Origin of the sequence: Streptomyces sp. WAC 01529, from assembly GCF_003945545.1 — a bacterium.
GTDB classification, from domain to species: domain Bacteria; phylum Actinomycetota; class Actinomycetes; order Streptomycetales; family Streptomycetaceae; genus Streptomyces; species Streptomyces anatolicus.
Window position 1 is genome coordinate 6,600,698 of sequence record NZ_CP029617.1, and the last position, 17,139, is coordinate 6,617,836.

A 17,139-nucleotide genomic window follows, 5' to 3' on the forward strand; every position below is an offset into this window, starting at 1 on the left:
CCCGGCCACGGCCCAGGCGACCACCCCGAGAAGGACCGTCGGCCATACGCCGTGCGGCGCCGAGGCAGGCGAGTGCCGGCCGTGCTGTCCGGACTGCTCCTCGCGGTGCTCCTGGTCCTTGCGGGTATCGGCATCGGCGTCGGAGCCGTGGGCGCCACCGTCCTCGACGTGAGCGGGCTCGCCGGGACAGGGGAGGCCGCGTCCCCGACGGGCGCGCCCCGGCCGACCGCCGGGGGCCCTGAGTCCGAGGCACCGAAGCCCGAAGCGTCCAAGCCCGCGCTGAAGTCCGCGCCGCCGAAGTCCGCCCCGCCGAAGTCCGAGGCGCCCAAGCCCGGACCGCCGAAGCCCGCGCCGCCCAAGTCCCCGCAAGCCGGGCCCGCCTCCGCCGCGAAGCCCGCCAGGACCTCCACCCTCGGTGTCGAGGCCGTGGACGCCCCCGGCGGCGCGGGCGCCCTGCTCGTCGGCGTGCACCTCCCGGGCCCCGGCCACAGCGCGGGCCTGGTGCACGGCGACACCCTGCTCGCGTTCGGCGGAACCCGCGTCGGCTCGGCGGCCGCCCTGGCGTCGGCGGTCGCCGCCGCGCCCCCGGGCACGCAAGTGACGCTGACGGTCCGCCACAAGAACGGCGCCCGCCAGACGCTCGCGGTGAGGCCGGGCATCGTGACCTGACCCCTGACCCCTGACCGCAGGCGTCAGCCGAAGTCCGTGCGGGGCCCACTGCGCGGCTCGCGCCCCGGGTAGTAGGCGAGGACGTCGTACGGATACGGCAGCGGCCGCGCACTCGCCGACGTCAGCCGCTCCTGCTGCTCAGACGTCAACTCCCAGTCCACGCAGCCGAGATTGTCCGCCAGCTGCTCCACCGACCTGGCCCCCACGATCGGCGCGGTCACCCCGGGCCGCTGGAGGAGCCACCGCAGCGCCACCTGGGACGGCGTGCGGCCGGCTTCGTCGGCGACCTCCAGGAGCGCGTCGACGACCCGCCACGTCTCCTCCGTGTTCCGCTCCCGCCAGGCGCCCGAACCCCGCGCGCCCTCCGGAGGCGCGGCCATGGAGCGCCGGAACTTGCCCGAGAGCCAGCCGCCCTGCAAGGGGCTGTACGGAATGACGCCCACGCCCTCCGCCGCGCTGAGCGGCAGCAGCTCCCACTCGCTCTCGCGCGCCAGGAGGTTGTAGAGCGGCTGGAGACAGGAGTACGGCTCCCAGCATCGGGCCCGTGCCACGTCAAGGGCCTTCTGCAGCTGGGCCGGGGAGTGGTTGCTCGCCCCGAGATAGCGCACCTTGCCCGCCTTCACGAGGGTGTCCAGCGTGGACAGGGTCTCCTCGATCGGCGTCGTCGCGTCCCATACGTGGGTCTGGTACAGGTCGATGTAGTCGGTGCCCAGGCGGCGCAGGCTCGCGTCCACGGCCGACAGGATGTGCTTGCGGCTCAGGCCGCCCGCGTTCGGGGATTCGCCCATCGTGCTGAACACCTTGGTGGCGATGACGAGTTCGTCCCTGCGGCGGCCCTTGAGCCAGCGGCCAAGGACCTCTTCCGACACGCCACGCCCGTACATGTCGGCCGTGTCGACGAACGTGCCGCCCGCCTCCGTGAACGCGTCCAGCATGCGGTGGGACGTCGTCTCGTCCGCGCCGCTGCCGAACATCATCGCGCCGAAGCACAGCTCGCTGACGCGCAGCCCGGTCCGGCCGAGGAATCGCTGCTTCATGGCCTGCCCTCCCCTGAGTAGGCACCCCAAGATAGGCGCTCCGTCCGACAAGGAAGGAAGGCGCTCACGCGGGGCCCAGGACGGCACACGACTCGGCGGGCAGCCGCAGCAGGCCGTCCGCGCCCGGCGGCTCGACCGGCTCCCAGGCGGCGAGCACGCGCGCGTGGTTGTGCCCCAGCGGGACGGCGGCTGCCTCCCCGGCGAGGTTCACGGCGATCTTCAAATCCCCGCGGCGGAACGCGAACCAGCGCGCCCGCTCGTCGAAGGCGACCCGCACCGCCGCCAGGTCGGGGTCCATCAGGTCGGCGCGGGCGCGCCGCAGGGAGATCAGCTCGCGGTGCCAGGCGAGCACGCGCGCGTGGTGGCCGGTCTCCGGCTGCGACCAGTCGAGGCAGGACCGCTCGCGGGCGGCCGGGTCCTGCGGATCGGGAATGTCCTCCTCCGCCCAGCCGTGCGCAGCGAACTCCCGCCGCCTGCCCCGGCGCACGGCCTCTGCCAGCTCGGGATCGGTGTGGTCGGTGAAGAACTGCCAGGGCGTCGTGGCCCCCCACTCCTCGCCCATGAAGAGCATCGGCGTGAACGGGCCCATGAGCGTGAGCGCGGCCGCGCAGGCGAGCAGGCCGGGGGAGAGGGAGGCGGAGAGCCGGTCCCCCTGCGCGCGGTTGCCGATCTGGTCGTGGGTCTGCGCGTAGCCGAGGAAGCGGTGGGCGGGGGTCCGGGCGCGGTCCACGGGGCGGCCGTGGGCGCGGCCGCGGAACGTCGAGTACGTGCCGTCGTGGAAGAAGCCGCGCGTCATCGTCTTGCCGAGGGCGGCCAGCGGGGCCCGCGCGAAGTCCTCGTAGTACCCCTGCGCCTCGCCCGTGAGCGCGGTGTGCAGCGCGTGATGGAAGTCGTCGTTCCACTGCGCGTGCAGGCCGAGGCCGCCTCTCGCGCGCGGCGTGACGACGCGGGGGTCACCCAGGTCGGACTCGCCGATCAGGGAGAGCGGCCTGCCGAGGTCGTCGGAGAGGGAGTCGACGGCCGCGGACAGCTCTTCCAGGAAGTGGCACGCGCGCGTGTCCCGCAGCGCGTGCACGGCGTCGAGGCGCAGCCCGTCGAGCCGGTAGTCGCGCAGCCAGGCGAGCGCGCTGCCGACCAGATACGCGCGCACCTCGTCCGAGCCGGGCGCGTCCAGGTTGACGGCGGCGCCCCAGGGCGTGTGGTGCGTCTCGGTGAAGTACGGGCCGAAGGCGGGCAGGTAGTTGCCGGAGGGGCCCAGGTGGTTGTGGACGACGTCGAGGACCACGCCGAGGCCGAGCCCGTGTGCCGCGTCGACAAATCGCTTCAGCGCCTCGGGGCCGCCGTACGGCTCGTGCACGGCCCACAGGGACACCCCCTCGTACCCCCAGCCGTGCCGCCCCGGGAAGGGGCACAGCGGCATCAGCTCCACATGGGTGACGCCGAGGTCCGCGAGGTGGCGCAGCCGGTCCGCCGCCGCGTCGAGCGTGCCCTCGCGCGTGTACGTCCCCACGTGCAGCTCGTACAGGACCGCCTCCCGCACGCCGCGCCCCGCCCAGGGCGTCCGCCACGCGTACCGGTCGTGGTCGACGACCGCGCTCAGGCCGTCGGGGCCGTCCGGCTGGCGCCGCGAGCGGGGGTCGGGCAGAACGGGACCGCCGTCCACCGAGAAGCCGTAGCGCGTGCCGTCCTCGGCCTCCGCCTCCGCGGTCCACCAGCCCGCCCGACCGGCGTCGCGCTCCATCGCGCGCGTGGCGCCCGCGCACTCCAGAGCGACCCGCTCGGCCTGCGGCGCCCACACTTCGAACCTCACCGACGTGCCCCCTCGTCCGCTGTCCGTCACACCTGCGTCCCATGGTGCGTCAGAAGTGCTCTGTTGGGGGGCGGAAGAGATCGATCGGCCGCCGCCCCGGCCCATTCTGGACACCCGGGGCGAGCTTGCCCGACAATCCCCAGGTGACATCCTCTTTCGAGTTCTCCACATACCCCGCGCGGGTGACGGACGCCGAGCGCGACCGGGCGCTGGACGCACTCAAGGAGGGCGCGGCCGTCGGCAGGCTCTCGCACGACACCTTCCTGCGGCGCATGGAACTGGTCCTCGCCGCCCGCAGGCCCGACGAACTCGCCGCCCTCACCGCCGATCTGCGGACCGAGGGCCGCTGGTCGCGCATGGTGCTCGGCAGCGTGGAAGCGGTCTCCGGGTTCACGATGAAGCTGCGCAGGGCCTGGCAGGCCGAGCGCCTGCCGAAGCTTCTGCTGCCCTCGCCCGACAGCCCCTATCCGCTGCGGATCGGCCGCGACCCGGCCAACGGCCTGCGGCTCAGCCACGACACGGTCTCGCGCGTACACGCCGAGCTGCGCCGGCAGGGCGGCGTCTGGGTACTGCGCGACCTCGGCTCCACCAACGGCACGTCGGTGAACGGCCGCCGGGTGACCGGCTCCGCCCTCGTCCAGGACGGCGACCTGGTCAGCTTCGGCCGGATGGCCTTCCGCCTCGCCGTGAGCTGAGCCACGGCCCGGCGCGTCCGGGGCGGTCGCGGGCCCCACCACTCACTTCACTCACCTCCGCACGCGCGAGCGTGGCGTGCGGCGGCCACCGTCGTGCGTGACTGGTGTTCGATCTGGTGCTCCAGTGGCACCCAGCGCGCCCCGAACCGCTCGGCGAGGGCCTCGCTCCACCGGGTCACCAGCCGGTCGAGGCGTGGCGCCGCCCGGTCGTCCGCCTCGGTCAGGACCCGCAGCAGCATCGCCGCCGCCCGCAGCGGCAGGCGCCGCCCGAACGCGTCGACGCTGCCGATGTACGCCACGGTGGTGCTCGCGGGCGGCAGCCTGGCCCAGTCGTCGGCGAGGCCGGGCACCAGCGCGAGCGCCCAGCGCGCCGCCCGCAGCAGCGGCCCCTCCTCGCCGGGCAGCCGGGGCAGCGCCTCCGCCAGGACCTCCTCGACGAGCCGCCCGTCCCTGCGCAGCCGCCGCGCGAACGCCCGCATGGCCGGTCCCGGTGCCGGGTGCGCCGCCGGGTCGTCGACGAGGTCGCTCGCCCACATCGGCACCTCGACGATCGCGGTGCGGCCGCCGTACCGGTGGGCGTGGTGCCAGGTGGTGAGCCGGGCGTCCTCGGGGAGGCTCGGGTAGGCGGCCTGTGCCCCGGCCGCGGGCAGTACGTGGACGCCCGGCCCCGAGACCGGCCAGCCCGCGGCGTCCGACGCCCCCGTCTCCACCGGAATGTGCAGCTCCGCCGCCGACTTGGCGAACGGCTCCGCGAGCCCGGGGATGTCCTCGGTCAGCTGCACCCAGCTGCCGCCCAGATCGGTGCAGTGCAGGGACACCTGCAAGTAGGGCCGCAGTTCGTCGATGACGGCGGTCAGGGCGCGTGTCTCGGGCGGCAGCCGGTGAGGGGGCAGCACGGAGGGCGACCACTCGGGCTGCTCCGGGCCCGCGGGGCGGAAGAAGTGCCGGTGGTAGTCGAGGAGCGTGCGCGGGGCGGGCGTGCGGTGCAGGCTCGCGCCGTCCGGGTCGGCGCAGAGCAGGAAGTGCCAGGAGGTGTCGGCGCGCAGTCGGGGATCGCGCAGGGCCCGCTCGGCGAGGTGCAGCAGGGTCGAGCCGCCGATCGGCTCGTTGGCGTGGGCGCCCGCGACGACGAGGACCGCACGGGAGGCGTGCCCCACGGACAGCAGGTGCAGGGGCCGCCCCGCGCGCGAGGCGCCGATCTGGCGCAGGGTGCTCAGTTCGGGACGGTGGGCGGCCAATTGCCGTGCGGAGGTGATGAGTTCCGGGACAGTGGGATAGCGCTGCACCGCCAGTTGACTCACCCCCGCCTGGTCCGCCACCGCCGCAATCCGCAGTACGCCACGCCCCCGGGCAGGTGTCAAGGAAACGGACGCCGGGGGCATCCGTGCGCCCCCCACACCCGTACGCCCGTACGAAAACCACGCGCTCCCGGAGCCGACCGGGGGACGGGGTCGGCCGCGGGCCGCGCAGTACACCCTCCGCCCGTCCCCCTGGCACCCGGCGCCAGGCTCAAGGCGCGGCCCCTCAGAGCCCGTCGGCCTCTCCCCCTATGCTCTCCGGGGCCGAATCTCCTCCAGAGTCGGCGATCCGCTCCAGGAGCGTCACCGGCGAGGCCGTGAAAAGGTCCGCCACGCGCGCGTGGCCCTCGAACTCCCGGCCGGGGGTCAGCAGATCCGTCCATCGCCCTGCCGGAAGCGGAAGTTCCGTCTCTCGCCAGCCACCTTCCTCCGCCAGCCGCAGGGACAGCCGCGTCACCGCGACCACCACCTCGCCGGAGCGAGCGAACGCCACGCAGTGCGCGGCGCCGGGGCCCTCGGCCGTCAGGGGTTCGTAGGTCCCCGCGTCCCCGAACAGCTCCGGGCGCCGCCCGCGCAGCCGCAGCGCCGCCGCGGTGAGCGCCAGCTTCTCCTCCGAGAGGTCAGCGCGCTCCGGCCGCGCGTCGAGCCGCTCCAGGGCCTTTGGCCGAAAGCGCGCGGGCGTCCGGTTGTCCGGGTCGACCAGCGCGCGGTACTCACCCTCCGTCCCCTGATAGAGGTCGGGCACCCCGGGCATCGTCAGATGCAGGAGCGCCGCCCCCAGGACGTTCACCCGCACATGGGGTGCCAGCTCCCGCGCGAGGGCCGCGACGGCGGACTGCGGCGCCCCGCACGGCCCCGCCTCCACAAAGGCCCCCACGGCCTTCTCGTACGCCTCGTCGGGCTCGGTCCAACTGGTGTGCAGCCCCGCCTCCCGCACATGCTTCAGGAGCGCGTCCCGCAGCCGTGTGTCGTCCGGGACGCCGAAGCCGACCGCCGTCTGCCAGGCGGCCCACGCCAGCTGGGGGTCGGGCGCGCGGACGCCCCCCTCGCGCGCGGTCCGCTCCGTCACCTCGGCGAGAAGGGCGGCCCAGCGGTCCGGGCACTGCGCCAGGACGGAGATGGCCGCGCGCACGTCGGCGCTGCGCTTGGTGTCATGGGTCGTCAGGACCGTGCCCGTATAGGGCCAGTCGCGCTGCACGCGCGCGCAGTACGCGTGGAACTCCTCCACGGAGACCGCGGGTCGCTCGGGCGCCCCGCCCACCTCCGCCGCCGACAGGAGCGGCGCGTGCCGGTAGAACGCGGTGTCCTCCACGGCCTTGGCGCGCAGCGCGGACGCGGTCTGCGCGAACCGCGCGCGGAACGCCGCCACCGCGGCCCCCCGGCTCCCGTCCACCGCCCCGGCCCTGCCAAGGACCAGATCCCGTACGACATCGACCGTCCGGGCCTCCTCGGGCACGCTGAAGGCGGCCCTGGCCTCCGCGGCGGCCGCCGCGGTCAGGACCGTCTCGGGGGCGGCGCCCCCGGACACGTAAGGCCGGTAGACGGGAAGCCGCACGAGCAGTTCCCGCAGGGCCGTGCGCAGCGCCCACGGGGCGTGGTCCCGCAGGGTGGGGTCGGCCGCGCAGATCGCGGCGGCCGCGCGCGTGAGACGGTCGACCTCGGCGGCCAGCTCGTGCGTGATGACCCGGTACGCGGCGCGGCGCACCGTCGCGGCCCACTCACCGCCCCGGTCGGTGGGCGGCGCGGCGAAGCGGCGGTACTGGCCGAGGAGTTCCCCCGTGCCCGCCGGGTCGGTGAGGACGCCGTCGAGATGGCGCAGCGCGTCGTAGCCGGTGGTGCCGGCGACCGGCCAGGCGGCGGGCAGGTGCTCGCCGTCGCCGAGGATCTTCTCGACGACCGTCCAGCGCCCGCCGGTCGCCTCGTGCAACTTCTGGAGGTAGGCCCCCGGGTCCGCGAGCCCGTCGGGGTGATCGATCCGCAGCCCGTCGACGACGCCTTCGCGGAGCAGCTGGAGGATCTTCCCGTGGGTCGCGTCGAAGACCTCCGGCTCCTCGACGCGCACGCCGATGAGATCCGAGATGGTGAAGAAACGCCGGTAGTTGAGGTCCGTACGGGCAAGTCTCCACCAGGACAGGCGGTACCACTGGGCGTCCAGAAGCTCGGGCAGCGGCAGCCCTTCCGTGCCCTCGCGGATGGGGAACGCGTGTTCGTGGTAGCGCAGGACGTCCCCGTCGACCCGCAGCGCCGTCAGCTCGTCCCCGAGCCGCGCCCCCAGGAAGGGCAGCAGGACGCGTCCGCCGCCCGCCTCCCAGTCGATGTCGAACCAGCGGGCGTACGGCGAACGGGGCCCCTCGCGCAGCACCTCCCAGAGCGCGTGGTTGTGGCGCGGCACCGCCGCCATGTGGTTCGGCACGATGTCCACGATCAGGCCGAGCCCGGCCTCGTGGGCGGTGCGGGCAAGGGACCGCAGCCCGTCCTCCCCGCCGAGTTCGTCCCGCACGCGCGCGTGGTCGACGACGTCGTAGCCGTGCGTCGACCCGGGGACCGCCTGGAGGACCGGCGACAGATGCAGATGCGAGACACCGAGCGAGGCGAGGTGGGGTACCGCGGCCTCGGCGGCGGCGAAGGGGAACTCCGGCTGCAACTGGAGCCGGTACGTGGCGGTCGGCGAAGGAGGCACCGCGGGCCTGGAGCGCTCTGACGTCATGCGAAGGTACGTACCCGTCCCGGCGGCTTTCGTGTCATCGGCTCATGCGTCTCCGCACGACGGCGTCGTTAGCGTCGGACGATGGCTTCGAGAACGCGGGACGCGTATCGCACGGTGATCGGCATGACGGGAGCGCTGCTGCCCGCCGTCTCGTTCCTCGGCAGGCTCCCCGTGGCCATGATCCAGTTCGGCAGCGTGCTCCTGGTGACGGAGACCAGCGGTTCACTGGCCACCGGCGGCACCGTCGCCTGCGCGCTCGCGCTGGGCCAGGTGGGCGCGGGGCCCTTCGTCGGGCGCCTCGCGGACCGGCACGGCCAGCGGGCGGTGGTGCTCGCCTTCTCGCTCGTCAACGCCGTGGCGATCGCCGCGTACACCGCGGGCGCCGTCGCGGACCTGCCCACGCTGGCCCTCGTCGCCCTGGGCGTCCTGGCGGGCGCCACGATCCCGGGGATCGGCCCGCTCGCCAGGGCCCGCGTCGTCCCGCTGGTGCGCGCGAACGGCGGCGACGACCGGCTGGCGGGCACGGTGCTCTCCCTGGAGAGCACCATGGATGAGCTGTCCTTCGTGCTCGGCCCCGCCCTGGTGGGCCTCGCGGCGGTCGCGGGCCACCCCGCGTACGCGTTCGGCGCGGCCGCCCTCCTGGTCGCCGTCTGCGGCACGGTCTTCGCGCTGCACCCCACGGGACGCACCGCCAAGGGGGCCCCGAGAGGACCGGCACGCGCGCGTGGGGCACGGCCGCCGCTGCCGCGCTCGGTGTACGTGGTGCGCGTGGGGCTCCTCTTCCTGGGGGTGCTGCTCGGCGCCTGCGGGGCGGGGATCACCGCGCTGACCGAGGAGCTGGGGCAGCCGGGGCAGGCCGGGCTCGTGTACGCGGCGATGGGCGTCATGAGCGCCGTCGTGGGACTCTCCATGGCCGCGCTGCCCGAGCGCTTCGGGCTGCTCGCGCGCTGGCGGGCGGCGACGGCGGCGGCCGCCCTCCTGTCGCTGCCCCTGGTGTGGACCGACAGCCTGGTGGGCCTCTACGTGGTGGTGACCTTCTTCGGCGCGATCTATGCCCCGAACCTCATCACGGGCTTCGCGCTGACCGAGCGTGCCGTGCCGTCGAGGCGGCTCGCGGAGGGCATGACGTTCGCGGCGAGCGCGTTCGTCGGCGGCCAGGCCGTGACGCTGGCGGTGGCCGGGCGGCTCGCCGAGGCCCACGGGGCGGGGGCGGCGTTCGCCCTGGGGAGCGCGGCCGCGGCGGGCGCGTTCGTGGTGGCCCTGATAGCCCGCCACGAACCGCCCCGCCGGCAACCGGCCCCCGCGGAACCGCCCCGCTCCGAAGCCCTCCCTCAGCCGCCCAGCGCCCCCGCCCCCGTCACGCCGGACGCTGCAAGACCGTAAGGCTGCGGTCGGTCAGCGTCAGCCGGTCGCCCGCCCGCACCTTCGGCCCCGGCTCCAGCGGCACACCGTCCGCACGCGCCGTGTCGACCACGACCTGCCACTGGCGGCCGTGGTTGACCGGCACCACGAACTCCAGCGGCTCCGGCGAGGCGTTGAACATCAGCAGGAACGAGTCGTCGGAGATCCGCTCGCCACGCGGCCCCGGCTCCGAGATCGCGTTGCCGTTCAGGAACACGCTCAGCGCCCGCGCGTGCGAGGCGTCCCAGTCGTGCTGTTCCATCTCCCCGCCTTCCGGAGTGAACCAGGCGATGTCGGACAGCTCGTCGCGCGTGCCCTGCACCGGGCGGCCGTGGAAGAACCGGCGCCTGCGGAAGACCGGGTGGTCCCGCCGCAGCATCGCCATCGCGCGCGTGAAGGCCAGTATCGGACTCTCGCCGTCCGGCCAGCGCACCCACGCCACTTCGTTGTCCTGGCAGTACGCGTTGTTGTTGCCGCCCTGCGTGCGCGCGAACTCGTCGCCGTGGCTGAGCATCGGCACGCCCTGGGAGAGCATCAGCGTCGCGATGAAGTTCCGCATCTGCCGCTCGCGCAGCGCCAGCACGGCCGGATCGTCCGTCTCGCCCTCGGTGCCGCAGTTCCAGGAGCGGTTGTGGCTCTCACCGTCCTGGTTGTTCTCGCCGTTCGCGTGGTTGTGCTTCTCGTTGTACGAGACGAGGTCGTGCAGCGTGAAACCGTCGTGGCAGGTGGTGAAGTTGATGGACGCCAGCGGGCGGCGCCCGTCGTCCTGGTAGAGATCGGAGGAACCGGTCAGCCGGGACGCGAACTCCGCGAGGGTGCGCGGCTCGCCCCGCCACAGATCGCGCACGGTGTCGCGGTACATGCCGTTCCACTCGGCCCACAGGGGCGGGAAGTTGCCCACCTGGTAGCCGCCCTCGCCGACGTCCCAGGGCTCGGCGATCAGCTTCACCTGGCTGACCACCGGGTCCTGCTGGACGAGGTCGAAGAACGACGACAGGCGGTCCACCTCGTGGAACTGGCGCGCGAGCGTCGCCGCGAGGTCGAAGCGGAAGCCGTCCACCCGCATCTCCGTGACCCAGTACCGCAGCGAGTCCATGATCATCTGGAGCACGTGCGGCGAGCGCATCAGCAGTGAGTTGCCCGTCCCCGTGGTGTCCATGTAGTAGCGGGGATCGTCCATCAGGCGGTAGTACGAGGCGTTGTCCAGGCCCTTGTAGGACAAGGTGGGGCCCAGGTGGTTGCCCTCGGCCGTGTGGTTGTAGACGACGTCCAGGATCACCTCGATGTTCGCCTCGTGCAGCGCCTTCACGGCCTGCTTGAACTCCAGGACCTGCTCGCCGCGGTCGCCCCAGGAGGCGTACGCGTTGTGGGGGGCGAAGAAGCCGACCGTGTTGTAGCCCCAGTAGTTGTTCAGGCCCATGTCCACCAGCCGGTGGTCGTTCACGAACTGGTGGACCGGCATCAGCTCCAGGGCGGTCACTCCCAGTCCCGTGAGGTGCTCGATGATCGCCGGGTGGCCCAGGGCCGCGTACGAACCGCGCAGTTCGTCCGGAAGGTCCGGGTGCAGCATCGTCAGGCCCTTCACATGGGCCTCGTAGAGCACGGTCTCGTGGTACGGGGTGCGGGGCGGCCGGTCGTCGCCCCAGTCGAAGTACGGGTTGACCACCACCGACGTCATCATGTGCGGCGCCGAGTCCAGGTCGTTGCGCCGGCCGGGGTCCTCGAAGTGGTAGCCGTACACCTCCTCGCCCCAGTCGATGCGCCCGCTCACCGCGCGCGCGTACGGATCGAGCAGCAGCTTCGCGGAGTTGCAGCGGTGCCCCTGCTCGGGTGCGTAGGGGCCGTGCGCCCGCAAGCCGTACCGCTGTCCCGGCATGACGCCGGGGAGGTAGGCATGGCGCACGAACGCGTCGGACTCGCGCAGCTCGACGGCCGTCTCCGACCCGTCGTCGTGCAGGAGACACAGCTCCATGCGCTCTGCGGCCTCGGAGAAGACCGCGAAATTCGTGCCGGCTCCGTCGTACGTGGCACCTAAGGGGTACGCCTGCCCAGGCCAGACCTGCATGAATATGACTCTTTCACTAACGCCCCCTCGGGTTGGGGCCACATTGGCCAGAGTCTCCCCGAAAGTGGGGCAACCACCCTTGAGTTGAACCCGTCTAACCGTCCGACCACATACTCGGCTTGCCCACGAATGGGGCGCCAGAGGAGTAGGGGGAGTAAGTGCGAGAGATAGTCAGACGCCACCTCGGGAAGGTGGTGGCGGGCGCGGCGGTCGCGGCGACCGCGACGGCCGTACTGGTAGGCGTCAATCTGCCGGGTTCGGAGGCGGGCGCGTCGGGGGACCGCCAGGCCAACGCGGCAGCGGCGAAGCAGGACGCCATCGCCAAGGACGGTGTCGTCGAGGCGGCGCCCGAGGAGGGCGCCAAGGGCATCGGCAGCGACCCGCTGACCGACGAGGAGATCGAGCGCGCGGAGAAGGCCTCGGTCAACGGCCAGCTGCGCTCCAGCGCCCGGGACGTGGAGGGGGACCGCGGCCCGCAGCTGCTGTCCACGAACCTCAGCGAGCCGGACCCGGCAGGCACCGGGGCAGCGGCCCCGCGCCGGGCCGAAGTCGTCTACTACGACTACAAGAAGGACGCCGTCATCACCAAGACGGTCAACCTGGACTCCGGCAAGGTGGACGACACGACCACCGCGCAGAACGTCCAGCCGCCACCCAGCCAGGACGAGCTGGCCGAGGGCGCCAGGCTGCTGATCGGCGACCCGCTCGGCAAGGGCCTGAAGAAAGACTTCAAGCACGCCACGGGCAAGGCGCTGACCGGCCCGGACCAGCTCCAGCTGAGCGGCATGGTCTTCCGCAAGGAGACCGTCAAGCGGGTGCCCTCCGACCTGGCCGAGTGCGGCAAGCACCGCTGCCTCCAGGTCGTCACGAAGGTCAAGAACGGCCCGTGGATCGACACCAGGTCCCTCGTCGTCGACCTGAGCACCCGCACCATCGGCCGCCTCGGCTGATTCCGGCCGGCCGCGCAGCACACCACAGACCAACTTCTCCTCGTACGAGGGAGTTCACTCCACCATGCACGTCAACAGAGTTTCGCGCGCCCGCAAACAGGCCGCCCTGGCCGTCGCGGTCTCCGCGCTCCTCGGCGGCGCCCTGAGCGTCGCCGCCCCCGCCTCCGCCGCCCCCAAGGCGCCCGGCGCGCCCGCCCCGGCGGCCGACTGCAGCGACGCCTACAAGATCGAGCAGACCGTCGACGGCGGCACGACCTGGCGCATGTGCTGGCACTACAACACGCTCTCGGGCCTGATACTCGACAAGATCAGCTACCAGCCCAAGGGCGAGGCGAAGCCGATACCCGTCCTCACCAGCGCCCGGCTCGCCCAGGTGCACGTCCCCTACGACGACGGCAAGGCCGAGTACGACGACGTCACCGGCACCGACTTCGGCCAGGCGCTGCAGAACCTCCAGCCCGGCGAGTGCCCCGGCGGCACCATCAAGACCGTCAAGGTCCCCGACCGGGGCAACGTGAAGGGCCTGTGCACCACCACGCGCGCGCGTGGGCACGCGTACCGCCTCAACGACGACATGAGCACCGGCGGCAACGGCAAGGTCTACGCCGGCCAGGGCAAGGACCTGCTCGTCTACACCGTGAACAAGGCCTCCTGGTACGAGTACATCACCGAGTGGCGCTTCTCGTCGGACGGCACCATCACCTCGAACGTGGGCGCGACCGGCAGCCTCTCGCCGTACGACTACGACGGCGGGGACGACCGCGGCTGGCCCATCGGCAAGGGCGACCAGGCCAAGGCCGAGAGCCACGCCCACAACGTCTTCTGGCGGCTCAACTTCGGCCTCGACGGCTCCCCGAAGGCCAAGGTCGAGCAGTACGACTCCAAGGTCACCGCGCCCGCCAACCAGGGCAGCCCCACCACGAAGACCACCCGCACCAAGGTCACCAAGGAACTCGCCGGTGACCGCAAGGACATGCGCTGGTGGCGCGTGGTCAGCGGGGCCGGCAAGAACAAGGACGGCCACCCCCGTTCGTACGAGATCGTGCCCGGGGCCAGCACCAAGCACGCCGGACGCCCCTTCACCAAGCACGACGTGTACTTCACCGAGTACAAGAAGTGCGAGCAGTACGCGAGCAACAACATCGGCTGTCCCGGTGGCGCTCCCGCCAGCGTCGACAAGTGGGTGAACGGCCAGAACCTCACCCACCCCATCACCTGGGTCAACATCGGTTTCCACCACATCGCCCGTGACGAGGACCAGCAGCCGATGCCGGTCCACTGGCAGGGCTTCTCGCTGGCCGCGCGCGACGTCACCGCTATGAGCCCGCTCACTCCGCAGGATCTGGCGGACCAGAACGGACAACCCCCGATGGGTGGTTGAGAAAACACCCTGTGCATCCGGCTGCACCGCCCGCCGCTCCCGGAGTACCCTTCCTTGATCGTTGACCGGGGGAGTGGCCAGGGGGAGCGGAAGGCGGTGCGCGGGTGAGCTCGGGTGGGCGGGAGCTGCCCCCTGGTGACGAGGGTCACGAGGGGGGCTCCGCGGACGTACCCGCCGGAGCGGTCTCCCTGGCACGGCCGATGGAGACGGGATCTCAGATCGGACCGGAACTGGACTGGGGCCCCGACGCCTGGCGCGAGGTCCGTACGCGCGCCCAGCGTGCCGGGCGCGCCTACATCTGGCTGAATCTGGTGGAGCAGCGGCTGCGCGCGGTCGTGGCCGCTGTTCTGCGCCCCGTCTACGAACCCGTCCACGCCGACGACTGGGTGGTGGCCGCGGCCGGTCCCGCGGGGCAGGAGTGGGTGCAGCGGGCGGTCGCCGTACGGGAAGTGAGCCGCCGCAAGGGGTACTTGCTCGACCCCGCCGACGACAACGTCCTCAGCTTCCTCACACTGCCCCAGCTGCGCGAGCTGATGGTGCAGCACTGGCCGTGCTTCGAGCCGTACCTCGACGACCGGCGCGACGTGGAACTGGCCCTGGACGAGCTGGAGGTCACGCGCAACGTCGTCTCGCGCAACCGCGCCCTCTCCGAGGCGGTCCTCGCCCAGGCCGAGCGCGCCTCGGCCAGACTTCTGGACATTCTCGGCGCGGGCACCGACACGCCCTCCGCGCGCCGCCTTCCCGTCGACGCCGTCGAGGACATGGTGGGCGACCGGTACGCGGACGTGGTGGCGGTGCACTCGGACCGCGTACGCCTGCTGCGGCAGTTCCCCGCGGAGGACATCTTCGGCGGGGCCCGCCGCCTCGACGCGATCGGCATCGGCCTCAACCTCCTCGTGCAGAACTTCTCGGGGCGGCGTCTGGTGCGGCTCGCGGAGTCCGGCTGCCGGGTGCGGCTGCTCTTCCTCAACCCGGCGAGCAGCGCGGTCAAGCGCAGGGAGCGGGAACTGGGCATCAAGAAGGGCGAATTGAGCCGTTCCGTCGAGATGAACATCCTGCACACGCGCAGGGTCCGGGCGCGGCTGCGCGATCCGGGGGCCTTCGAGATCCAGGTCTTCGACGAGACGCCCCGCTTCACCGCGTACCTGGTCGACGGGGACGGCGCGGACGGCATCGCCGTCGTGCAGTCGTATCTGCGCAGGACGCGCGGCATGGAGGCGCCGGTGCTCGTGCTGCGCGGCGGCGGGCGCGTGGTGAAATCGGACGATCTGGGTGAGGGTGGGCTTTTCTCCACATATCGCGAGGAGTTCGAGCTGGCGTGGGCGGACTCCCGACCGGTGTCGTGACCGGCCCCCGTCCGGGTAAGCGGAATGCGAGCCTCGGATTGTCAGTGGCGCATGGGATCGTGGTGGTCACTGGGGGAAAGCACGACGAAGAAGGGGGCGGCCATGGGCTGGCACCAGGAGCTGCTGATCGGTTTCGACCTGGAGACGACAGGGACGGACCCGGCCGAAGCGCGCATCGTCACCGGCGCGGTGATCGAGGTCAAGGCCGGCGAGACGCTGGGTCACCGCACCTGGCTCGCGGATCCGGGAGTCCCGATCCCGGCCGAGGCGGTGGCCGTGCACGGCGTGACGAACGAGCGGGCGGCCGCCGAGGGCAGGCCCGCCGCCGACGTGGCGGACGCGCTCGCCGACGTCCTCGTCTCGTACTGGCAGTCGGGCGTCCCGGTCGTCGCGTACAACGCGGTCTTCGATCTGAGCCTGCTCTCGGCCGAGCTGCGGCGGCACGGCCTGGCCTCCCTGCGTGAGCGGCTCGGCGGCGCGGAGCCCGGCCCGGTCATCGATCCGTACACGATCGACCGCTCCGTGGACCGCTACCGCAGGGGCAAGCGGAATCTGGAGGCGGTCTGCACGGAGTACGGCGTGGTCCTGGAGTCCGCCCACGACGCCGCGGCCGACGCCCAGGCCGCGGCCCGCCTCGCCTGCGCGATAGCCGACCGCCACCCGAAGGTCGCCTCCCTCGGCCCGGCGGCCCTGCACCGCCACCAGATCGAGTGGTACGCGCAGTGGGCGGCGGACTTCCAGAACTTCCTCAGGAAGAAGGGGAACGAGGACGCGGTGGTGGACGGAGTGTGGCCGCTCCAAGAGCCCACGCCCGCGCCCGCGGCGAGCTGAGTCAGAAGGGGTACCAGCGCACCTCGGCGTCCCCGTCCCGCAGGGAAGCCACCCTGCGGCGGAACTCCGTCAGCGCCTTCGGGTTGGCCGGTGCGTGCTGTGCGACCCACGCGCAGCTGGCCGTCTCCCTGGCGCCCCGCAGGACCGCGCAGCCCTCCCACTCCCGCACGTCCCACCCGTAGGCGTGCACGAATCCGTCGTACGCCTCGGGCGAGAGTCCGTACCGGTCGCGGGAGAGCGCCATGACGACCAGGTCGTGCTCGCGCAGGTCGAAGGAGAAGGTCTCCAGGTCCACGAGCACCGGGCCGTCCGGGCCCACCAGGACGTTGCGCGGCAGCGCGTCCCCGTGGATGGGGCCGCGCGGCAGGCGCGGGGTCAGCGCGGCGGCAGCGGCGGCGAAGTCGTCCCGGCGCCGGCGTAGGAAGTCGGCGTCCGCCGGATCGATGGCGTCGCCCGCGAGCCGCAGCCAGCGCCTGACACCGCCGAGCAGTTCACGGCGCGGCAGTTCGAAGGAAGGGGGCGGAAGTTCGTGCACCAGACGCAGCAGCACGGCGAGGTCGCGTGGCTCGGCGGGGCGCACGGCCGCCGGGAGCCGGTGCCAGAGCGTCACCGCGTGCCCTTCGACGAACAGGGGCTCGTCCTGCGCGGGCCGTGCGGCGGGGACGTCCGCCTGCTCCAGCCAGCGCGCGACCCCCAGCTCGCGGCGGGCCCGCTCAAGGAGTCCGGGGGCGGAGCGGCCGATCTTGACGACCAGCTCGCCGACGCCGAACACCGCGTTCTCGCCGAGGGCGAGCAGCCGGGCCCCGCCCACCGGAACCGCCAGTTCCGCCGCTTCCAGTAGCTCCCGCGCCCGTGCCTCGTCCATCCCGTGCCTCCCGCACCCGTCGCCCCGTCCGCCCGACAGTCTCGCATTCGCACAGGCCAACAGGTGTGAGCGGGCTGCGCAGCT

Annotated in this window: 13 protein-coding genes; 7 read left to right on the top strand and 6 right to left on the bottom strand. The window is 72.9% G+C overall.

The annotated features are described in order from the left end of the window. Window positions 1-72: 72 nt before the first annotated feature. Complete coding sequence (locus tag DMA15_RS29370; RefSeq protein ID WP_346428928.1) at window positions 73-669, top strand: PDZ domain-containing protein; 597 nt, start codon at window positions 73-75, stop codon at window positions 667-669. A gap of 23 nt (window positions 670-692) precedes the next feature. On the opposite strand, the gene DMA15_RS29375 is transcribed toward DMA15_RS29370, so the two are convergent. After that, window positions 693-1,706, bottom strand: a complete 1,014-nt coding sequence (locus tag DMA15_RS29375; protein ID WP_125515740.1) for an aldo/keto reductase — start codon at window positions 1,704-1,706, stop codon at window positions 693-695. A gap of 64 nt (window positions 1,707-1,770) precedes the next feature. Next, entirely contained in the window at window positions 1,771-3,516 is a 1,746-nt protein-coding gene (gene treZ, locus DMA15_RS29380; RefSeq protein ID WP_125515741.1) for a malto-oligosyltrehalose trehalohydrolase, read from the bottom strand. Window positions 3,517-3,659: 143 nt separating this feature from the next. On the opposite strand from treZ, the gene DMA15_RS29385 reads away from it, so the two are divergent. Further along, the gene (locus DMA15_RS29385) at window positions 3,660-4,211 is read left to right on the top strand and encodes a DUF1707 and FHA domain-containing protein (protein WP_125515742.1); all 552 of its coding nucleotides are present in this window, start codon (window positions 3,660-3,662) and stop codon (window positions 4,209-4,211) included. A gap of 47 nt (window positions 4,212-4,258) precedes the next feature. Here DMA15_RS29385 and DMA15_RS29390 read toward each other — a convergent pair whose 3' ends face one another. Next, a complete protein-coding gene (locus tag DMA15_RS29390; RefSeq protein WP_240660287.1) occupies window positions 4,259-5,539 on the bottom strand; it encodes a M14 family zinc carboxypeptidase in 1,281 nt (426 codons plus the stop codon). Between the two features lie 196 nt (window positions 5,540-5,735). Continuing rightward, complete coding sequence (gene treY, locus DMA15_RS29395; RefSeq protein ID WP_125515744.1) at window positions 5,736-8,216, bottom strand: malto-oligosyltrehalose synthase; 2,481 nt, start codon at window positions 8,214-8,216, stop codon at window positions 5,736-5,738. A gap of 81 nt (window positions 8,217-8,297) precedes the next feature. Here treY and DMA15_RS29400 point away from each other — a divergent pair, with 81 nt between their 5' ends. After that, window positions 8,298-9,599: an MFS transporter gene (locus DMA15_RS29400; RefSeq protein ID WP_125515745.1), complete on the top strand. Its 1,302-nt coding sequence runs from the start codon at window positions 8,298-8,300 to the stop codon at window positions 9,597-9,599. On the opposite strand, the gene glgX is transcribed toward DMA15_RS29400, so the two are convergent. Next, the gene (gene glgX / locus DMA15_RS29405) at window positions 9,574-11,682 is read right to left on the bottom strand and encodes a glycogen debranching protein GlgX (protein ID WP_125515746.1); all 2,109 of its coding nucleotides are present in this window, start codon (window positions 11,680-11,682) and stop codon (window positions 9,574-9,576) included. The genes DMA15_RS29400 and glgX overlap by 26 nt on opposite strands. Window positions 11,683-11,840: 158 nt before the next feature. Between glgX and DMA15_RS29410 the strand changes: the two genes are divergently transcribed. The 4 genes from DMA15_RS29410 to DMA15_RS29425 all read left to right on the top strand — a co-directional run bounded on the left by DMA15_RS29410 (window position 11,841) and on the right by DMA15_RS29425 (window position 16,190). After that, entirely contained in the window at window positions 11,841-12,632 is a 792-nt protein-coding gene (locus tag DMA15_RS29410) for a Tat pathway signal sequence domain protein (protein ID WP_125515747.1), read from the top strand. 64 nt (window positions 12,633-12,696) lie between these two features. Next, complete coding sequence (locus tag DMA15_RS29415) at window positions 12,697-14,013, top strand: copper amine oxidase (RefSeq protein ID WP_125515748.1); 1,317 nt, start codon at window positions 12,697-12,699, stop codon at window positions 14,011-14,013. Between the two features lie 104 nt (window positions 14,014-14,117). After that, window positions 14,118-15,359 (top strand): SAV2148 family HEPN domain-containing protein, encoded by a 1,242-nt coding sequence (locus tag DMA15_RS29420; protein WP_125515749.1) that lies wholly within the window; start codon window positions 14,118-14,120, stop codon window positions 15,357-15,359. 102 nt (window positions 15,360-15,461) lie between these two features. Continuing rightward, window positions 15,462-16,190 (top strand): 3'-5' exonuclease, encoded by a 729-nt coding sequence (locus DMA15_RS29425; protein WP_125515750.1) that lies wholly within the window; start codon window positions 15,462-15,464, stop codon window positions 16,188-16,190. A gap of 1 nt (window position 16,191) precedes the next feature. On the opposite strand, the gene DMA15_RS29430 is transcribed toward DMA15_RS29425, so the two are convergent. Beyond that, a complete protein-coding gene (locus DMA15_RS29430) occupies window positions 16,192-17,055 on the bottom strand; it encodes an aminoglycoside phosphotransferase family protein (RefSeq protein WP_125515751.1) in 864 nt (287 codons plus the stop codon). Between the last annotated feature and the right edge of the window lie 84 nt (window positions 17,056-17,139).